The organism is Flavobacterium sp. UBA6195 (assembly GCF_002422095.1).
Lineage (GTDB): Bacteria > Bacteroidota > Bacteroidia > Flavobacteriales > Flavobacteriaceae > Flavobacterium.
In genome coordinates, this window is record NZ_DITB01000072.1 from 1 (window position 1) to 16,922 (window position 16,922).

13 protein-coding genes are annotated in these 16,922 nt (G+C 33.5%); 11 read left to right on the top strand and 2 right to left on the bottom strand.

The window, feature by feature from the left end; translation table 11 throughout:
• Positions 1-188 (top strand): T9SS type A sorting domain-containing protein (locus B4I81_RS06295; RefSeq protein ID WP_291108844.1); only part of this gene is annotated, 188 nt, incomplete at its 5' end.
• Positions 189-222: 34 nt separating this feature from the next.
• On the opposite strand, the gene glmM is transcribed toward B4I81_RS06295, so the two are convergent.
• A complete protein-coding gene (gene glmM, locus B4I81_RS06300) occupies positions 223-1,620 on the bottom strand; it encodes a phosphoglucosamine mutase (RefSeq protein ID WP_291108846.1) in 1,398 nt (465 codons plus the stop codon).
• Between the two features lie 137 nt (positions 1,621-1,757).
• Between glmM and B4I81_RS06305 the strand changes: the two genes are divergently transcribed.
• From B4I81_RS06305 to B4I81_RS06330, 6 genes are all read left to right on the top strand, one after another.
• A complete protein-coding gene (locus tag B4I81_RS06305; RefSeq protein WP_291108848.1) occupies positions 1,758-2,354 on the top strand; it encodes an acyl carrier protein phosphodiesterase in 597 nt (198 codons plus the stop codon).
• Positions 2,341-3,006 (top strand): DNA alkylation repair protein, encoded by a 666-nt coding sequence (locus B4I81_RS06310; protein ID WP_291108850.1) that lies wholly within the window; start codon positions 2,341-2,343, stop codon positions 3,004-3,006. The genes B4I81_RS06305 and B4I81_RS06310 overlap by 14 nt, the downstream gene beginning before the upstream one ends.
• 53 nt (positions 3,007-3,059) lie before the next feature.
• Positions 3,060-4,877, top strand: coding sequence for a chloride channel protein (locus tag B4I81_RS06315; RefSeq protein WP_291108852.1), 1,818 nt, complete (start codon positions 3,060-3,062; stop codon positions 4,875-4,877).
• A 215-nt stretch (positions 4,878-5,092) separates the two neighbouring features.
• Positions 5,093-6,055, top strand: coding sequence for a Fic family protein (locus B4I81_RS06320; RefSeq protein ID WP_291108853.1), 963 nt, complete (start codon positions 5,093-5,095; stop codon positions 6,053-6,055).
• Between the two features lie 83 nt (positions 6,056-6,138).
• Positions 6,139-8,970 carry an excinuclease ABC subunit UvrA gene (gene uvrA, locus B4I81_RS06325; protein ID WP_291108855.1) on the top strand — a complete coding sequence of 944 codons (2,832 nt, stop codon included), beginning with the start codon at positions 6,139-6,141 and terminating at the stop codon, positions 8,968-8,970.
• An 88-nt stretch (positions 8,971-9,058) separates the two neighbouring features.
• Positions 9,059-9,784: a TIGR00730 family Rossman fold protein gene (locus B4I81_RS06330; RefSeq protein ID WP_291108857.1), complete on the top strand. Its 726-nt coding sequence runs from the start codon at positions 9,059-9,061 to the stop codon at positions 9,782-9,784.
• 33 nt (positions 9,785-9,817) lie between these two features.
• Here the strand turns inward: B4I81_RS06330 and B4I81_RS06335 are convergent, their stop codons facing one another.
• Complete coding sequence (locus tag B4I81_RS06335; RefSeq protein WP_291108859.1) at positions 9,818-10,681, bottom strand: alpha/beta hydrolase; 864 nt, start codon at positions 10,679-10,681, stop codon at positions 9,818-9,820.
• Between the two features lie 156 nt (positions 10,682-10,837).
• Here B4I81_RS06335 and B4I81_RS06340 point away from each other — a divergent pair, with 156 nt between their 5' ends.
• The 4 genes from B4I81_RS06340 (at position 10,838) to porQ (ending at position 16,773) form a co-directional block, all read left to right on the top strand.
• The gene (locus B4I81_RS06340; RefSeq protein ID WP_291108861.1) at positions 10,838-11,656 is read left to right on the top strand and encodes a M48 family metallopeptidase; all 819 of its coding nucleotides are present in this window, start codon (positions 10,838-10,840) and stop codon (positions 11,654-11,656) included.
• Positions 11,657-11,721: 65 nt separating this feature from the next.
• Positions 11,722-13,011, top strand: a complete 1,290-nt coding sequence (locus B4I81_RS06345) for an MFS transporter (RefSeq protein WP_291108863.1) — start codon at positions 11,722-11,724, stop codon at positions 13,009-13,011.
• Positions 13,012-13,161: 150 nt separating this feature from the next.
• Positions 13,162-15,624 carry an endopeptidase La gene (gene lon, locus B4I81_RS06350; protein ID WP_291108867.1) on the top strand — a complete coding sequence of 821 codons (2,463 nt, stop codon included), beginning with the start codon at positions 13,162-13,164 and terminating at the stop codon, positions 15,622-15,624.
• Between the two features lie 129 nt (positions 15,625-15,753).
• Positions 15,754-16,773: a type IX secretion system protein PorQ gene (gene porQ / locus B4I81_RS06355; RefSeq protein WP_291108865.1), complete on the top strand. Its 1,020-nt coding sequence runs from the start codon at positions 15,754-15,756 to the stop codon at positions 16,771-16,773.
• The last annotated feature ends 149 nt before the right edge of the window (positions 16,774-16,922 follow it).

Sequence of the window (16,922 nt, forward strand, 5' to 3'; positions counted from 1 at the left end):
AATTCTTAATTATTTCTGGATTAGAAGGAACTTCAAAAGTAGAAATTTTTACGGTTACTGGGCAGTTACTTCAGACAGAAAATTTTGAAAACGAAACTCGTGTTAGGTTAGAATTAAGTGCAGGAATGTATTTAGTAAAATTATCAAATGGAACTCAAACTACAACAAGAAAGATAATTGTAAAATAAAAAAAGGTCAGATTTAAATCTGACCTTTTTTGTTTTATATTCCTGCTATTTCTTTTAATTCTTTGACAAATCTTTCTGCTAAAACATCCGCTTCTGATTGTGTTGGAGCTTCGGTATATATTCTGATAATCGGTTCTGTGTTTGATTTTCTTAAATGTACCCATTCTGTTGGGAAATCAATTTTTACTCCGTCAATAGTTGAGATGTTCTCTGTTTTGTATTTTTCGGTTAGCGTAGCTAAAACATTATCAACATCAATTTGAGGTGTTAACTCAATTTTGTTTTTACTCATATAATATTGTGGAAAACTAGCTCTAATTTCAGCAACCGTTTTATCTTGATTGGCTAAATAGGTCAAAAACAAAGCAACACCCACTATACTATCTCTACCATAGTGCGATGATGGATAAATAATTCCTCCATTACCTTCACCACCAATGATTGCGTTAGTTTTCTTCATTAATTCTACCACATTTACTTCTCCCACAGCACTTGCTTGATACGTTCCGCCGTGTTTTTCTGTAATATCGCGCAGAGCACGAGAAGACGACATATTAGAAACTGTATTTCCAGGAGTTTTTGATAAAACATAATCAGCAACAGCTACTAAAGTATATTCTTCACCAAACATTTCACCATCATTTGAAATGAAAGCTAAGCGATCTACATCAGGGTCAACTACGATTCCGAAATCAGCTTTTTCTTCTACAACTAATTTACAAATATCACCTAAGTGTTCTTTTAAAGGTTCTGGATTATGTGGAAAATGACCGTTTGGTTCGCAATATAATTTTACTACTTCAACGCCCATTTGTTCTAATAAATTTGGGATAATAATTCCACCTGAAGAGTTTACACCATCCACAACTACTTTGAATTTCTTAGTTTTTACCAAATCAGCATCTACCAAAGGCAATTCTAACACTTCATCAATGTGAATATCCATGTAAGCATTGTTTTCAGTAACCTCGCCTAAATTATCAACCTCTGAAAAATTAAATGCTTCGTTTTCTGCAATTTGTAAAATCAATTCACCTTCTTTTCCACTTAAAAATTCACCTTTTTCGTTTAATAATTTAAGTGCGTTCCATTGTTTTGGATTATGAGAAGCGGTTAAAATAATTCCACCATCTGCCTTTTCCATTGGAACTGCAATTTCAACTGTAGGAGTAGTGGATAAACCTAAATCGATAACATCAATTCCTAATCCAACCAATGTATTCATAACTAAATTGTGAATCATGGGTCCTGAAATCCTTGCATCTCTTCCGATTACTACTTTTAAGCGTTCGTTACCTTTTGAAGCGTGTCTTATTTTTAAAAATGTTCCATAAGCCGATGCAAATTTTACCGCATCAACTGGTGTTAAATTTTCGCCAACACCACCGCCAATGGTTCCACGAATTCCTGATATTGATTTTATTAAAGTCATTTTTTTGTTTAAAAGGTTACAGGTTTAAAAGGTTAATAGTAAACCAAATTCAACACAAATATAAAAAGTTCAGCATTGGTATGCTATAAAACTTGTAAAGATTTTTATATATTTACGGAAACAACTATTAGTTCTAAATGAATTTTCTCGCTCATATTTATTTGTCTGGTGAAAATGATTTTGTCAAAATTGGCAATTTCATGGCAGATAGTATTCGCGGTTCCCAATATTTAGATTATCCAAATTCACTTCAAAAAGGGATTTTGTTGCACCGGCATATTGATAGTTTTACGGATTCACATCCAATTTATCGCAAAAGTAAACATCGTTTACACGAAAAATACGGACATTATTCCGGTGTTATTATGGATATTGCTTACGATCATTTCTTAGCGAAAAATTGGAGTAAATATTCCAAAGAAAATTTAGAAGATTACGCTGCTGATTTTTATCAATTGATGCAAGATAACTATGAAATTCTCACCGAAAGAACAAAAGGAATGTTACCTTATATGATTGGACGAAATTGGCTAGTAAGTTATGCAACAATCGCAGGGTTGGAAATGATTCTTTTTCAAATGGATTATAAAACCAAGCATCGTGCACACATGCAAGAGGCTATTGTGGAAATTCAAGATTTTTATACTGAATTTGAATCGGAATTTTTTCAGTTTTTTGAAGAATTAGTATTTTCGTGCCAACAAAAATTAAAGGAACTCAATGAAATTTTGTAGTGATTTAGAAGCTGATTTTCGAAAAGCATCCAATAGCGAATTGGCAATTCCAATGGAAAATTACATGAAGAATAATTTTACCTATTTTGGAATTAAAACCGAGAATAGACGAGCAATTTTCAAATCAAACTACGAACAAAATAAAGCAGAAGTCAAGTCTAATTTTAGAACAATTGCTTGGGAATTATTCCAAATGAAAGAACGCGAATTTCATCAAACAGCAATAGATTTACTGGTAAAAGAGTTCAAGAAGAATTTTGTCTTTGAAGATATTCAATTGATTGAAAAGTTGATTATTACTAATTCATGGTGGGATTCAGTAGATACGATTGCAAAATATATTTTAGGAGGTTATTTGTTGCATTTTTCTTCGGAAACTTTAAAAGTAGTTGTGCGTTTTTCAAATTCTGAAAACATGTGGTTAAATCGAAGTGCTATTTTATTTCAGTTGAGTTATAAAGAAAAAACCAATTTCGAAATTTTAAAATCGGAATGCGAAAAACATAAAGATTCCAACGATTTTTTTATTCAAAAAGCAATCGGTTGGGCTTTGCGCGATTATAGTAGATTCAATCCAAATGGAGTCGAAGCTTATGTAAATTCTACTAATTTAAAACCATTAAGTAGAAGAGAAGCCTTACGTTTACTCTAATTTAGTTTTATTTTTCAGATTAAAGATTTACCTTCGTAAAATACTTCAAGACAATGCCAAGAAAGAAATCTTTTTCCTTAAAAACGTTTACACACAAAACCTTCCGACGTTTAGAGCGATTTGTTTTTCTTTTGAAATCGTTACTAACACCACGGCAGTTTATCTATTTTTCGTGCGTTTTAGTTGGAATTTCTTCAGCTTTAGCCGTAATTATCCTAAAAACGTTTGCGCATTGGGTTTATAAATCAGCTCAAAGATTAGATGATGTATTCCATCTTCCTTACAGTAATAGTACGCTGCCAATCATTGGTATTATTATCACCGTTATCATTGTTAAAAAGGTTTTGGATGGTTCTATTGAAAAAGGAACTTCTCAAATTATGTATGCTGTCGCTAAAAAGCGCGGAATCATGCCTAGAAAGCAAATGTTTGCCCAAATCATTACAAGTTCGTTTACGGTAGGTATGGGTGGAAGTGCAGGTTTAGAGTCGCCAATTACCGTTACGGGGGCTGCTTTTGGGAGTAATTATGCGCAAAATTATCGTTTAAGTTACAAAGATAGGACGCTTTTGTTAGCCTGTGGTGTCGCTGCCGGAATTGGTGCTGCTTTCAACGCCCCGATTGCTGGAGTATTGTTTGCCATTGAAGTGGTACTAGCTGAAATTAGTATTACAGCCTTTATTCCGATTATGATTAGTGCAGCAACAGGTGCTTTGGTTTCAACGGTAATGTTGAATGAAAACATCTTGTTTTCGTTTAAAAAAGTACAATTTTTCGATTATCATAATTTACCCTATTATATTTTACTAGGCGTTTTAAGTGGTTTAGTTTCGATAAATTACGCCCGAACTTTTAGAAAAATTGAACATTATTTCGGCGGATTAAAATTCAATATCATCAATAAAGCTTTGTTTGGAGCAGGAATTTTAGGTGTACTGATTTTCTTGTTTCCGTCTTTATTTGGTGAAGGATATGAAAGTATCAAACTTTTGGCAGATAGTAATCCTGAACGATTAGTTCAAAATACTATTTTCGAGCGCTTTGAAGATTCGAAATGGATTCTTTTGTTGTTTGTTGGAGCTACCATGTTGATAAAAGTTTATGCCACAAGTTTAACATTAGGAGCTGGTGGAAATGGTGGAAATTTTGCACCTTCACTTTTTGTAGGTTCGTATTTAGGATTTTGTGTGGCTTATTTTTTCAATATAATTGGTTTCGCCAAGTTACCAATTGGAAACTTTACTCTTGTAGGAATGGCTGGAATATTGAGCGGATTATTTCACGCACCACTAACCGCAATTTTCCTTATTGCTGAAATTACGGGAGGTTATAATTTGATGGTTCCTTTAATGATTGTTTCTTCGGTAAGTTTTGCAATTTCAAAACGTTTTGAGCCTTATTCCTTCGATATTAAAAATTTAGCAGATAAAGGTGAAGTCTTTACGGATAATCGTGATGCTAATATTTTGAATTCTATTGATGTAGCTAAATTAATTCAAACTGATTTCAAATCCATTTCGGTTAGTAATAATTTGGAAGAATTAGTTGAGAAAATCCAACAATCAGATGCTGATATTTTTCCTGTCTTGGATGAAAAAAATACGCTTTTAGGCTTGATATTGTTAGATGAAATCAGACCAATTGTTTTCTCACAATTCAAAGTAAAATACACTTCAACATATGAAGTCATGCAACCTCCAAAAGAAATTATTTTCTATGATGAAACTTTAGAAACCATTATGGAGAAATTTGATACATCAGGATGTAAAGTCTTACCAGTTTTAAAAGATGGAATCTTCCTTGGATTCATTTACAAACAACTCATTCTAGAAAAATACAGAATGCGTTTGAAATCGATGATTATTGAATAGTCTTATTTCAAGTTCAAGTTCAAGATCAAGTTCAACTTCAAGTACAATCTCAAAATTCAACTTTATGTTTTTTGGAACACAGATTTTAGAAATTAGAGAAATTTTTAAAATTTTTCATCTAAAATTTAATTTCTATTATCTAATATTTAAATATCGGATAAAATATTTTTTTATCCTATCCGATATTAATACCTTTGTGGTGTAATAAATGAATTATGTGGAATATCGATTTGTCATATCGCGAAGAATTTCAATCAACATTCGAAAGATTGTATGATAAATTGGCTGTGCTCAATCAAAATAGGCCGCTGCCATATTCTGCTATATCAAAAATTAAAGAGTCGCTTTCAATTGAGTGGACTTATAATTCGAATAGTATTGAAGGAAATACACTATCCCTTCGAGAAACACAAATGGTACTTCAAGATGGAATTACCGTGAAAGGAAAATCATTGCGAGAACATTTTGAAGCTAAAAATCACGAGCATGCGATTAATTATTTATATCAAATAATTAATGATGATTATGTGTTGAGAAGTATTGATATTTTATCGCTTCATGGTTTAGTTTTGCGCACCATTGAAGATGATTTTGCAGGAAGAATTAGAAATGCTGGTGTTCGAATCACTGGAGCAAATTTTATTCCGCCAAATGCTAATAAAGTTTCAGATTTGCTAGATGAACTAATTCAATTTGTAAATGAAAATCCGTTGCAATTGAATGATATTGAATTAGCTACTATTTTTCATCACAAATTAGTTTGGATTCATCCCTTTTTTGATGGAAATGGAAGAACCGTTCGTTTAGCAATGAATTTATTACTCATGCGAAGAGGTTTTCCGCCAGCCATCATCTTAAAAAATGACAGAAAAAAATATTACGATGCTTTAAATCAAGCTAATAATAATAACTATCAAAAGTTAACGTTATTAATGTGTCAAGCTCTAGAAAGAACGGTTAATATCTATTTAACTTCTATTCCAAGTGATAATGATGATGAATATCAATCTATTGCTAACATTGTAAGTGAACCTAATACTCCTTACAGTCAAGAATATGTTAGCTTGTTAGCGCGTCAAGGAAAAATTGATGCATATAAAGAAGGAAGAAATTGGGTTACCACAAAAAAAGCTATTAACGATTACATCAATAATAGACAAAGAAAGCGTTTACTATAGCGCTTTCTTTTTTTAATTTCTTCACATTTGTCTACCACAAAAATTGAATTGAAATCAGTATCTTTGCGTTTTGCTAAAAAAACATGCAACACACAGAAGAAACAATCGAAATTATTGGAGCAAGAGCCCATAATCTTAAAAATATTGATGTTACAATTCCACGAGAAAAACTAGTGGTTATTACAGGTTTGTCGGGTTCTGGAAAATCGTCATTGGCATTTGATACTATTTATGCCGAAGGTCAACGAAGGTACATCGAAACTTTCTCAGCTTATGCACGTCAGTTTTTGGGTGGATTAGAACGACCTGATGTGGATAAAATCGACGGACTTTCGCCTGTGATTGCTATAGAGCAAAAAACTACGAGTAAATCGCCTCGTTCTACTGTAGGAACCATTACCGAAATTTACGATTTCTTACGTTTGTTGTACGCTCGTGGTGCCGATGCTTACAGTTACAATACGGGTGAAAAAATGGTTTCGTATTCTGATGAGCAAATCAAGCAATTGATTTTAGAGGATTTCAATGGAAAACGCATCAATATTTTAGCACCGGTTGTTCGTTCTCGTAAAGGACATTATCGTGAATTATTTGAGCAAATTGCTAAACAAGGTTTCTTAAAAGTTCGTGTAAATGGCGAGATTCGTGATTTAGAATACGGCATGAAAGTCGATCGTTATAAAACGCATGACATCGAAATCGTAATCGATAGAATGGCAATTGATACAGAAGAAGATACTGATAAACGTTTATCTGAAAGTATTAAAACCGCTATGTATCATGGAGAAGATGTAATGATGGTCATCGAACAAGAAAGTCAAGAAGTACGTTTTTACAGTCGTAATTTAATGTGTCCGTCTTCTGGAATTTCGTATCCAAATCCGGAACCGAATAACTTCTCGTTCAACTCTCCAAAAGGAGCTTGTCCGTGTTGTAACGGATTAGGAACGGTGAATGAAATCAATCTTCAAAAAATTATCCCAAATCCAAAAGCTTCCATAAAAAATGGTGGTTTTGCTCCTTTGGGCGAATATAAAAGTTCGTGGATTTTTAAGCAATTGGAAATTATCGCACAAAAATATGACTTCAAAATAACCGATGCCATCGAAACCATTCCGCAAGAAGCAATGGACATGATTTTGTATGGTGGAAATGAAAAATTCTCAGTCGTTTCAAAGGTTATGGGAATTACTAAAGATTATAAAATTGATTTTGAAGGAATTTCTAACTTCATTAAAAATCAATACGATAATTCCGATTCGGCAAGTATCAAACGTTGGGCAAAAGAATTCATGGATGAAAACGATTGTCCAGAATGTGAAGGAACACGTTTGCGAAAAGAATCGTTATATTTTAAATTAAACGGAAAAAACATAGGTGAATTAGTCCAAATGGACGTAGCCGAATTATCCGAATGGTTTGCCGATTTACCAAATCACCTTTCTGAAAAACAACAAGTTATTTCAACTGAAATTTTAAAAGAAATTACAGCGAGATTGCAGTTTTTGTTAGATGTAGGTTTGAATTATTTATCCTTAAACAGAAGTTCAAAATCGCTTTCTGGTGGTGAAGCACAACGTATTCGATTGGCCACGCAAATAGGTTCGCAACTTGTTGGCGTTTTGTATATTTTAGACGAACCAAGTATCGGTTTGCACCAAAGAGACAATGAGCGTTTGATTAAATCATTAGAAAGTTTACGCGATATTGGTAACTCAGTAATCGTGGTTGAACACGACAAAGACATGATTGAACGTGCCGATTATGTGATTGATATTGGTCCGAAAGCAGGTCGATTTGGTGGACAAATCATCAGCAAAGGAACCCCGAAAGAATTGTTGAAAGAAAATACCATTACGGCTCAATACATGAGTGGTAAAATGCAGATTGAAGTTCCAAAATCACGTCGTGAAGGTAATGGTAAATACATCAAATTATCAGGTGCTACGGGAAATAACTTAAAAAATGTTTCGATTGAAATTCCGCTAGGAAAATTGGTTTGTGTTACCGGAGTTTCTGGAAGTGGAAAATCGACTTTAATTAACGAAACCTTGTATCCGATATTAAATGCGCATTTTTTCAATGCTGTTAAAAAGCCACAACCTTACAAGAAAATCGAAGGTTTAGAACATATCGATAAAGTAATCGACATCGATCAAAGTCCGATTGGAAGAACACCGCGTTCTAATCCAGCGACTTATACAGATGTGTTTTCAGAAATTAGAACTTTATTTACTCAAGTTCCAGAAGCGATGATTCGTGGTTATAAACCTGGAAGATTCAGTTTTAATGTAAAAGGCGGTCGCTGTGAAAATTGCGAAGGTTCTGGAGTTCGAACTATCGAAATGAGCTTTTTACCAGACGTTTACGTGGAATGTGAACCCTGTATGGGAAAACGATTCAACAGAGAAACATTGGAAATTCGTTACAAAGGAAAATCAATTTCTGACGTGTTAAACATGACGGTTGATGAAGCTGTGGATTTCTTTGAAAATATTCCAAAAATTTATCGAAAAGTAAAAACCATTCAAGATGTTGGATTGGGTTATATCACATTAGGGCAACAAAGCACAACGCTTTCAGGTGGTGAAGCACAGCGTATCAAATTAGCAACTGAACTTTCTAAAAAAGATACGGGTAATACGTTTTATATTTTAGATGAACCTACAACAGGATTACATTTTGAAGATATTCGAGTTCTTATGGATGTAATCAATAAGTTAGTTGATAAAGGAAACACCGTTTTAATTATCGAACACAATTTGGATGTTGTAAAATTATCGGATTATATTATCGACATTGGTTACGAAGGTGGAAAAGGTGGCGGAGAAGTTGTAGCTAAAGGAACTCCAGAGGAAATCGTGAAAAATAAAAAAAGTTATACGGCGCAGTTTTTGAAAAAAGAATTATCTTAGCAACCTAATTACTACACACAACAACACTGCTAAAACTTTATTATTTAATCGTAATAGTTTGTTTACAAACAAATTAACTAAAATTACTATGGCAGCAGATCAGTACGAAAACGAAGAACACAGAATTCAAGAGAAATTCAAGCAAAAGACTTGGAATGAAATAAGAACTAATGATTCATGGGCAATTTTTAAAATCATGTCAGAATTCGTAAATGGTTATGAATCCATGGGAAGAATTGGTCCTTGTGTATCTATTTTTGGTTCGGCAAGAACAAAACCAGAAGACAAATATTATTTATTAGCCGAAAAAATCGCGTATAAAATTAGTAAAGCAGGTTACGGAGTAATTACTGGTGGTGGTCCTGGTATCATGGAAGCAGGAAACAAAGGAGCGCATTATGGAGGCGGAACTTCAGTTGGTTTAAATATCGAATTGCCTTTTGAGCAACACTTTAATCCGTATATCGATAAAGATAAAAACTTAAACTTTGATTACTTCTTCGTAAGAAAAGTAATGTTCGTAAAATATTCGCAAGGTTTCGTGGTAATGCCAGGAGGTTTTGGAACCTTAGACGAATTATTTGAAGCGATAACATTAATTCAGACTAAGAAAATTGGAAAATTCCCAATTATTTTAGTTGGAACAGAATTCTGGTCAGGTTTATTAGATTGGATAAAAAATGTAATGATTGACAAAATGAAAAACGCCAATCCAGAAGATATGAACTTAATCAAAGTCGTTGATACAGAAGATGAGGTATTGGAAGCGTTAGATAACTTTTACAAAAAATACAATTTGTCTCCAAACTTCTAAAAAAGCAAAAGTCCTTCAAATCGAAGGACTTTATTATTTTGAAATGAATTCTTTGATTTTGTTTATCACAGCTTCATCGCCAAGAATTTTACGATGTCCCAAACCTTCTGTAATTACAAGTTCGGAACCTTCTAAATGTTCGTGAATATGATAAGCCGCTTTCACGGAAACATCATCATCTTCTTTATCGTGCATGATTAAAACTGGAATTTTAATTTCTTTAGCTGCTTTGTAAGCTGAATAATCATCCATTTTTCCAACAAAACGTTTTTCGAAATGATCTCGTAATTTGATTCCGTATTCAGGTTTTAATTGTAATTTTTTGATAAAATCATCAATAATGTCTTGAATAATATCTCCAGCTCCAATGGTTACTGCTTTTTTAACATTCAGATTTTGTTTAATCGCATTCAAAACCGACATACCACCAAGTGAATGTCCAATGGCAAATTCAAAAGAACCGTATTGTTTTTCCAATTCTAAAATGGAAGCAATAAATTCGGTCATTATCGAATAATTTCCTTTTGATTTCCCATGTGCTGGTGCATCAAAACTTATCGTCATGTAGCCCATTTTTAGTAATTCATCAGCAATTTTTACTAATTGCGTTCCTCTACCAGACCATCCGTGAACTAAAAGTACTTTTTTATCGCTTTTGCCATATTCATACAATACGATTTCTTTATTTATGGCACGGACTAAAATACTTTTTTGTAGACTTTCGCGTTCCATGTGTAATTCGCGCTTTGGTAATTTATGGCGAATTGGAGTGGTAAAAAGTTTAGCCGCAAATTTAGTTGTTAAACTAGGAGAAATAGCTTGCAAAAATTTTGCTGTATACAAAATAATTTTAGGTATTTCTATAACTTGTGATTGCTTTTGTTTCTTTTTTGGCATTATTAAATTTTTTTGCGAAGTTACAAATAATGGAGTTTCAGGATGAAAATTTCCATATAAAATAAAGTTAAATTACGTTTTTAAATTGTAATAATTTTGATGTTGGATTTTTAAAATTTAAAAGTATAAATCGTATTTTTGTTAAAAATTAATCTTATGAATAATAAAACTAAAATTATCACCCTAGCACTTTTAGTAATCGTAATATCATGTGCAAAAAACCCTTTTACAGGTAAAAATACTTTAGCTCTAGTCCCTAATAGTGAAATTTTACCATCTGCTTTTCAGCAGTATAATCAGTTTCTATCTGAAAATAAAGTAATTACAGGAACTAATGATGCTAAAAAAGTAGAAACTGTTGGTACAAAAATTAAAGTAGCAGCTGAACGTTGGTTAAATGCAAACGGATATGCTACTTATTTAAATGGATATGCATGGGAATATAAATTAGTTGAGAGTAAAGAAGTTAATGCATGGTGTATGCCTGGTGGTAAAATTGTTTTTTACACAGGAATTTTGCCTATTTGTAAAGATGATGCAGGTATGGCTACTGTTATGGGACACGAAGTGGCTCATGCTTTAGCTAATCATGGTCAACAAAGAATGAGTGCTGGAGTATTGCAACAAGCTGGTGCTGCTGGTGTTGCAGTCGCAACAGGAAATAAATCCAAAGAAACACAACAAATTGCAATGACAGCTTATGGAGCTACTACTCAATTTGGTGGAATGTTACCTTTTAGTAGAGCACATGAAAGTGAAGCCGATATGATTGGATTAACCTTAATGGCAATTGCAGGTTATAATCCTGATACAGCTGTTGCTTTCTGGGAAAGAATGGCGGCGCAATCTGGAGGGCAAGCACCACCAGAATTTATGAGTACGCACCCTAGTAATGCTACTCGTATCGCTAAGATTAAGGAATTAATTCCAAAGGCTAAAGCCGAAGCCGCTAAGTTTGGTGTAACTTTTAAATAATTAAAAAATTACTATTATATTTGAATCCCGACACTGTCGGGATTTTTTATTTAAAAACAATTGCTATGCAACAACTTCAAAAAGGAGATTCAAAACTTTTAAATGCTTGGGCTTTTTACGATTGGGCCAATTCGGTATATGCTTTGGTGATTTCTTCAACTATTTTTCCGTTATATTATGGAGCTTTATTCCGTCAAAAAAATATAGAGGAAATTGGTTTGTTTGGACTTTCAATTCGAAGTGAAGCTTTAATCAGTTATGTTACTGCTTTAGGATTTTTAATCATTGCTTTTATCTCACCATTATTATCTGGAATTGCCGATTATTTAGGAAATAAGAAGTTTTTCTTGAAGCTTTTCTGTTATGTTGGCGCTATTTCATGTATGAGCTTGTACTTTTTTTCGTTAGATACGGTAATTTTGAGTTTGGTTTCCTATTTATTAGCTTTAATAGGTTTTTGGGGAAGTTTAGTTTTCTACAATTCCTATTTACCCGATATTGCTCACAAAGAGCAACAAGATAAGATCAGCGCAAAAGGATTTAGTTTGGGTTATGTGGGTAGTGTTGTTTTGTTATTGATTTGTTTAGCTATGGTTATGTTAGTAGCGGATAACCAAAAATTACAAATGATGCGTTATTCCTTTCTTTTAGTAGGAATTTGGTGGTTAGGCTTTAGTCAATATACTTACTACTACTTACCAAATAATAAAAACGAAAACAAACTGCATAAGAATGTACTATTCAATGGTTTTAAAGAGTTACGAAAAGTTTGGCAACAAATAAAAGAATTGAAATCTCTACGACGTTATTTAGGAGCCTTCTTCGTTTATAGTATGGCAGTGCAAACTATCATGATTATTGCAGCTTATTTTGGAGAAAAAGAAGTGCAATGGGGAAGTGATAGTAAACGAACCATGGGATTAATTGTGAGTATTTTATTAATTCAATTAATTGCGGTTTTAGGTGCTTGGCTAACATCAAAACTTGTTGTTAAATATGGAAATATTATAGTTTTAATTGGTTTAAATTTCTCCTGGATTTTAATTTGTACATACGCCTATTTTGTAATCACTCCAAACGATTTTTATATTGCTGCCGCTTTCGTAGGATTAGTAATGGGAGGAATTCAATCGTTATCGCGTTCTACTTATTCTAAATTTATTCCTGAAGGAACGAATGACACTACTTCGTTCTTTAGTTTTTACGATGTAGCAGAGAAAATCGGAATTGTTATCGGAATGTTTACTTATGGTTATATTGCAGATGTTACGGGCAAAATCCAAAATGCTATCTTATTTTTAATCTTATTTTTTGTTGTAGGATTGCTTCTTTTGTTGCGAGTTCCTAAAAAGTAATGTTCTTGGCATACATCTTGAGCTATTACTTCTGAAATTGCTATTTAAAATTATTTTATGATTTGATTATCAATAAAATAGCGCTTTTCTGCGTACCTTTGAATGATATTTCAAATGAATATTACTGACAAAAAGACCATAAATATTATTATGCCGAATCAAAAAATACTAGCGCTTGACAATTTGTCACTTCAAGAAATGGATCCAGATGCGGAATTGATTCCGTTAATGACACCTGAAGATGAAGAAGAAATGAACAACGAGGCTTTGCCTGAAGATATTGCCATTTTACCTTTACGAAATACCGTTTTATTCCCTGGAGTAGTAATTCCAATTACTGCCGGAAGAGATAAATCGATTAAATTAATCAATGATGCCAATGCCAAAGGTAAAATCATTGGTGTGGTGGCGCAAATTGATGAAAACGTTGAAGAACCAACGCCAAATGACGTGCATCATATTGGAACTGTAGCTCGTATCATGCGCGTTTTAAAAATGCCCGATGGTAATACAACGGTTATTCTTCAAGGTAAAAAACGTTTCGAAATTGAAAATTTTACTCAAGAAGAACCTTATTTAAGAGCTACAATTAAAGAGGTTGCAGAGGAACGCCCTGATGTAAAAAACGTAGAATTCAAAGCAATTGTAGAATCAATTAAGGAATTGGCAATCCAAATTATCAAGGAGAGTCCAAGTATCCCAACAGAAGCTACTTTTGCAATCAAGAACATCGAAAGTAATCCGTTTTTAATCAATTTTGTTTCTTCTAATATGAATCTTTCGGTAGAAGAGAAACAAGAATTATTATCGATTCCAAATTTAAAAGACAGAGCGCTTGAAACTTTGCGTTTCATGAACTTAGAGCTTCAAAAATTAGAAGTTCGCAACGATATTCAGTCGAAAGTGCGTTTCGATTTAGACCAACAACAACGCGAATATTTCTTGCAGCAACAGATGAAAACCATTCAAGAAGAATTGGGTGGCGTTTCGTATGAAGCGGAAATTGAAGAAATGCGTGCCAAAGGGAAAAAGAAAAAATGGGACGATAAAACAGCGCAACATTTCGAAAAAGAATTGTCTAAATTGCAACGTACCAATCCAAATTCGCCTGATTTTGGGATTCAAAGAAATTATATCGAGTTGTTTTTAGAATTGCCTTGGAACGAATTCACCAAAGACAATTTCGATTTAAAACGTGCTCAAAAAATTCTTGACAAAGACCATTATGGTTTAGAAGATGTTAAAAAGCGAATTATCGAACATTTGGCAGTTTTAAAGCTTCGTAACGACATGAAATCACCAATTTTATGTTTGTACGGACCTCCAGGGGTTGGTAAAACATCAATTGGAAAATCCATTGCAGAAGCTTTAGGAAGAGAATATATTAGAATGTCACTTGGTGGTTTACGTGATGAAGCGGAAATTCGCGGTCACAGAAAAACCTACATTGGTGCAATGCCAGGACGAATTCTTCAAAATATTAAGAAAGCGAAAACATCGAATCCCGTATTTGTTTTAGATGAGATAGATAAATTATCTTCAAGTCATAACGGTGATCCATCTTCGGCTTTATTGGAGGTTTTAGATCCGGAACAAAACAAAGAATTCCATGATAATTTCTTGGAATTGGGTTATGATTTATCAAAAGTGATGTTCATTGCCACTTCGAATAGCTTGTCAACCATTCAGCCAGCGCTTCGCGACCGTATGGAAATCATCGAAATGACAGGTTACACCATTGAAGAGAAAATCGAGATTGCTAAAACACACTTATTGCCAAAACAATTGAAAGAGCACGGATTAACGGCTAAAGATTTGCAAATTGGTAAAAAACAATTAGAAAAAATCGTAGTAGGTTATACGCGTGAATCAGGTGTGCGTGGTTTAGAAAAGAAAATCGCTCAAATGGTGCGTCATGCAGCAAAATCGATTGCTATGGAAGAACCATACAACGTAAAAGTAACAGATACCGATATTTTAGAAGTATTGAAATCGCCACGAATGGAGCGCGACAAATACGAAAATAACGATGTGGCTGGAGTAGTTACTGGTTTAGCATGGACATCTGTTGGTGGTGATATTTTATTCATCGAATCTCTAATTTCGAAAGGAAAAGGAGCGATGACGATGACCGGAAATTTAGGAACGGTTATGAAAGAATCGGTTACGATTGCTTTGGAATACATTCGTGCTAACGCTGAATTTTTAGGAATCAATCCAGAAGTTTTGAATAATTATAACATTCACATTCACGTTCCAGAAGGAGCAACGCCAAAAGACGGACCAAGTGCTGGAATTGCGATGCTAACTTCTATGGTATCTTCTTTTACTCAAAAACGAGTTAAAAAACACATCGCCATGACGGGAGAAATTACCCTTCGAGGCAAAGTATTACCGGTGGGTGGAATCAAAGAAAAGATTTTGGCTGCGAAAAGAGCAAACATTAAAGAAATCATTTTGTGTAAAGAAAACAAACGTGATATCGAAGAAATCAAACCCGATTACATAGAAGGATTAACGTTCCATTACGTAGACAGAATGAGCGAAGTTTTAGATATTGCTATTACCAATCAAAAGGTGAAAAATGCTAAAAACTTGGAAAGTAAAAACTAAATTTTCCAATTTTAATACGATTAATTTAAGAACTCTCAATAATTCATTTATTGGGAGTTCTTTTTTTGTTTCCTAACCGATATAATTTTATCTTCGCAGTTGCGTTATAAGTAAGATTAACAACAAAAAATGCTAAGAAAACTCGTATTCCTTTTATCCCTGCTGCTATCGGCTACTACTTTTAGCCAAATAGGAGGTAAGAGCGTATATCAGTTTTTAAACTTAGTACAATCGCCTAGGCAAGCGGCTTTGGGTGGAAAAACGGTTACTGTTGTAGATTACGATGTTAACCAAGCCTTTTATAATCCGGCTACGATTAATGAAAAAATGAGCAATCGTTTATCAGCTAATTATGGTAGTTATTATGGTGAAGTTTCCTATGGAACAGCGGCGTATGCCTATACTTATGATCAGCATTTGCAAACTTTTCATGCAGGAATTAGCTATATCAATTATGGTACTTTTGAAGGAAGAGATGAACTTGGAAATTTAACTTCTGATTTTACAGGAAGTGAAGCGGCTTTATCCCTGGGTTATGCCTATAATTTGCCTTGGACTGACATGTTTGTTGGTGCTAATGTTAAATTGATTTCATCTACTTTAGAAAGTTATAATTCGTGGGGAGCTGCTGTAGATTTGGGATTTTTGTATGTTGATGTAGACAACGATATCAATTATGGATTGACTGTTCGAAATTTAGGATTTCAAATAAAACCTTATCAAGATACGAATGAAAAATTACCTTTAGCAATTGATGCTGGTATTTCGCAATTAATGGAGAATGTTCCCATTCGTTGGCATGTTACATTAGAGAATTTGCAACAGTGGAATATTGCTTTTTCTAATCCCAACAGAGCACAAGGAAGTTTAGATGGTTCTTCTAAAGAAGAAAAGGTGTCCTTTTTTAATAACGCATTGCGCCACGTAATTTTAGGAGCCGAATTATTTCCAGAAAAAGGATTCAACTTAAGATTAGGATACAACTTTAGACGAGGCGAAGAATTACGAATCGTAGACAAACGTAATTTCTCTGGAATATCAGTTGGTTTTGGAATTCGATTTGGAAAAGTGAAATTCGATTATTCGTATTCGAGATACACCATCGCTGCCAATACGAGTTTATTTGGTTTAATGATTGATTTGAATTAGTAAAAAGTGAAAAGTAAAAAGTGAAAAGTAAAAAGTGAAAAGTAAAAAGTGAAAAGTAAAAAGTGAGAAGTGGTTAGCTTAAATGAACTTGATTATTCACAAAGTATTACTTAAGAAAAACTTCTATGACTCCTATGTTTGCAAAGTTA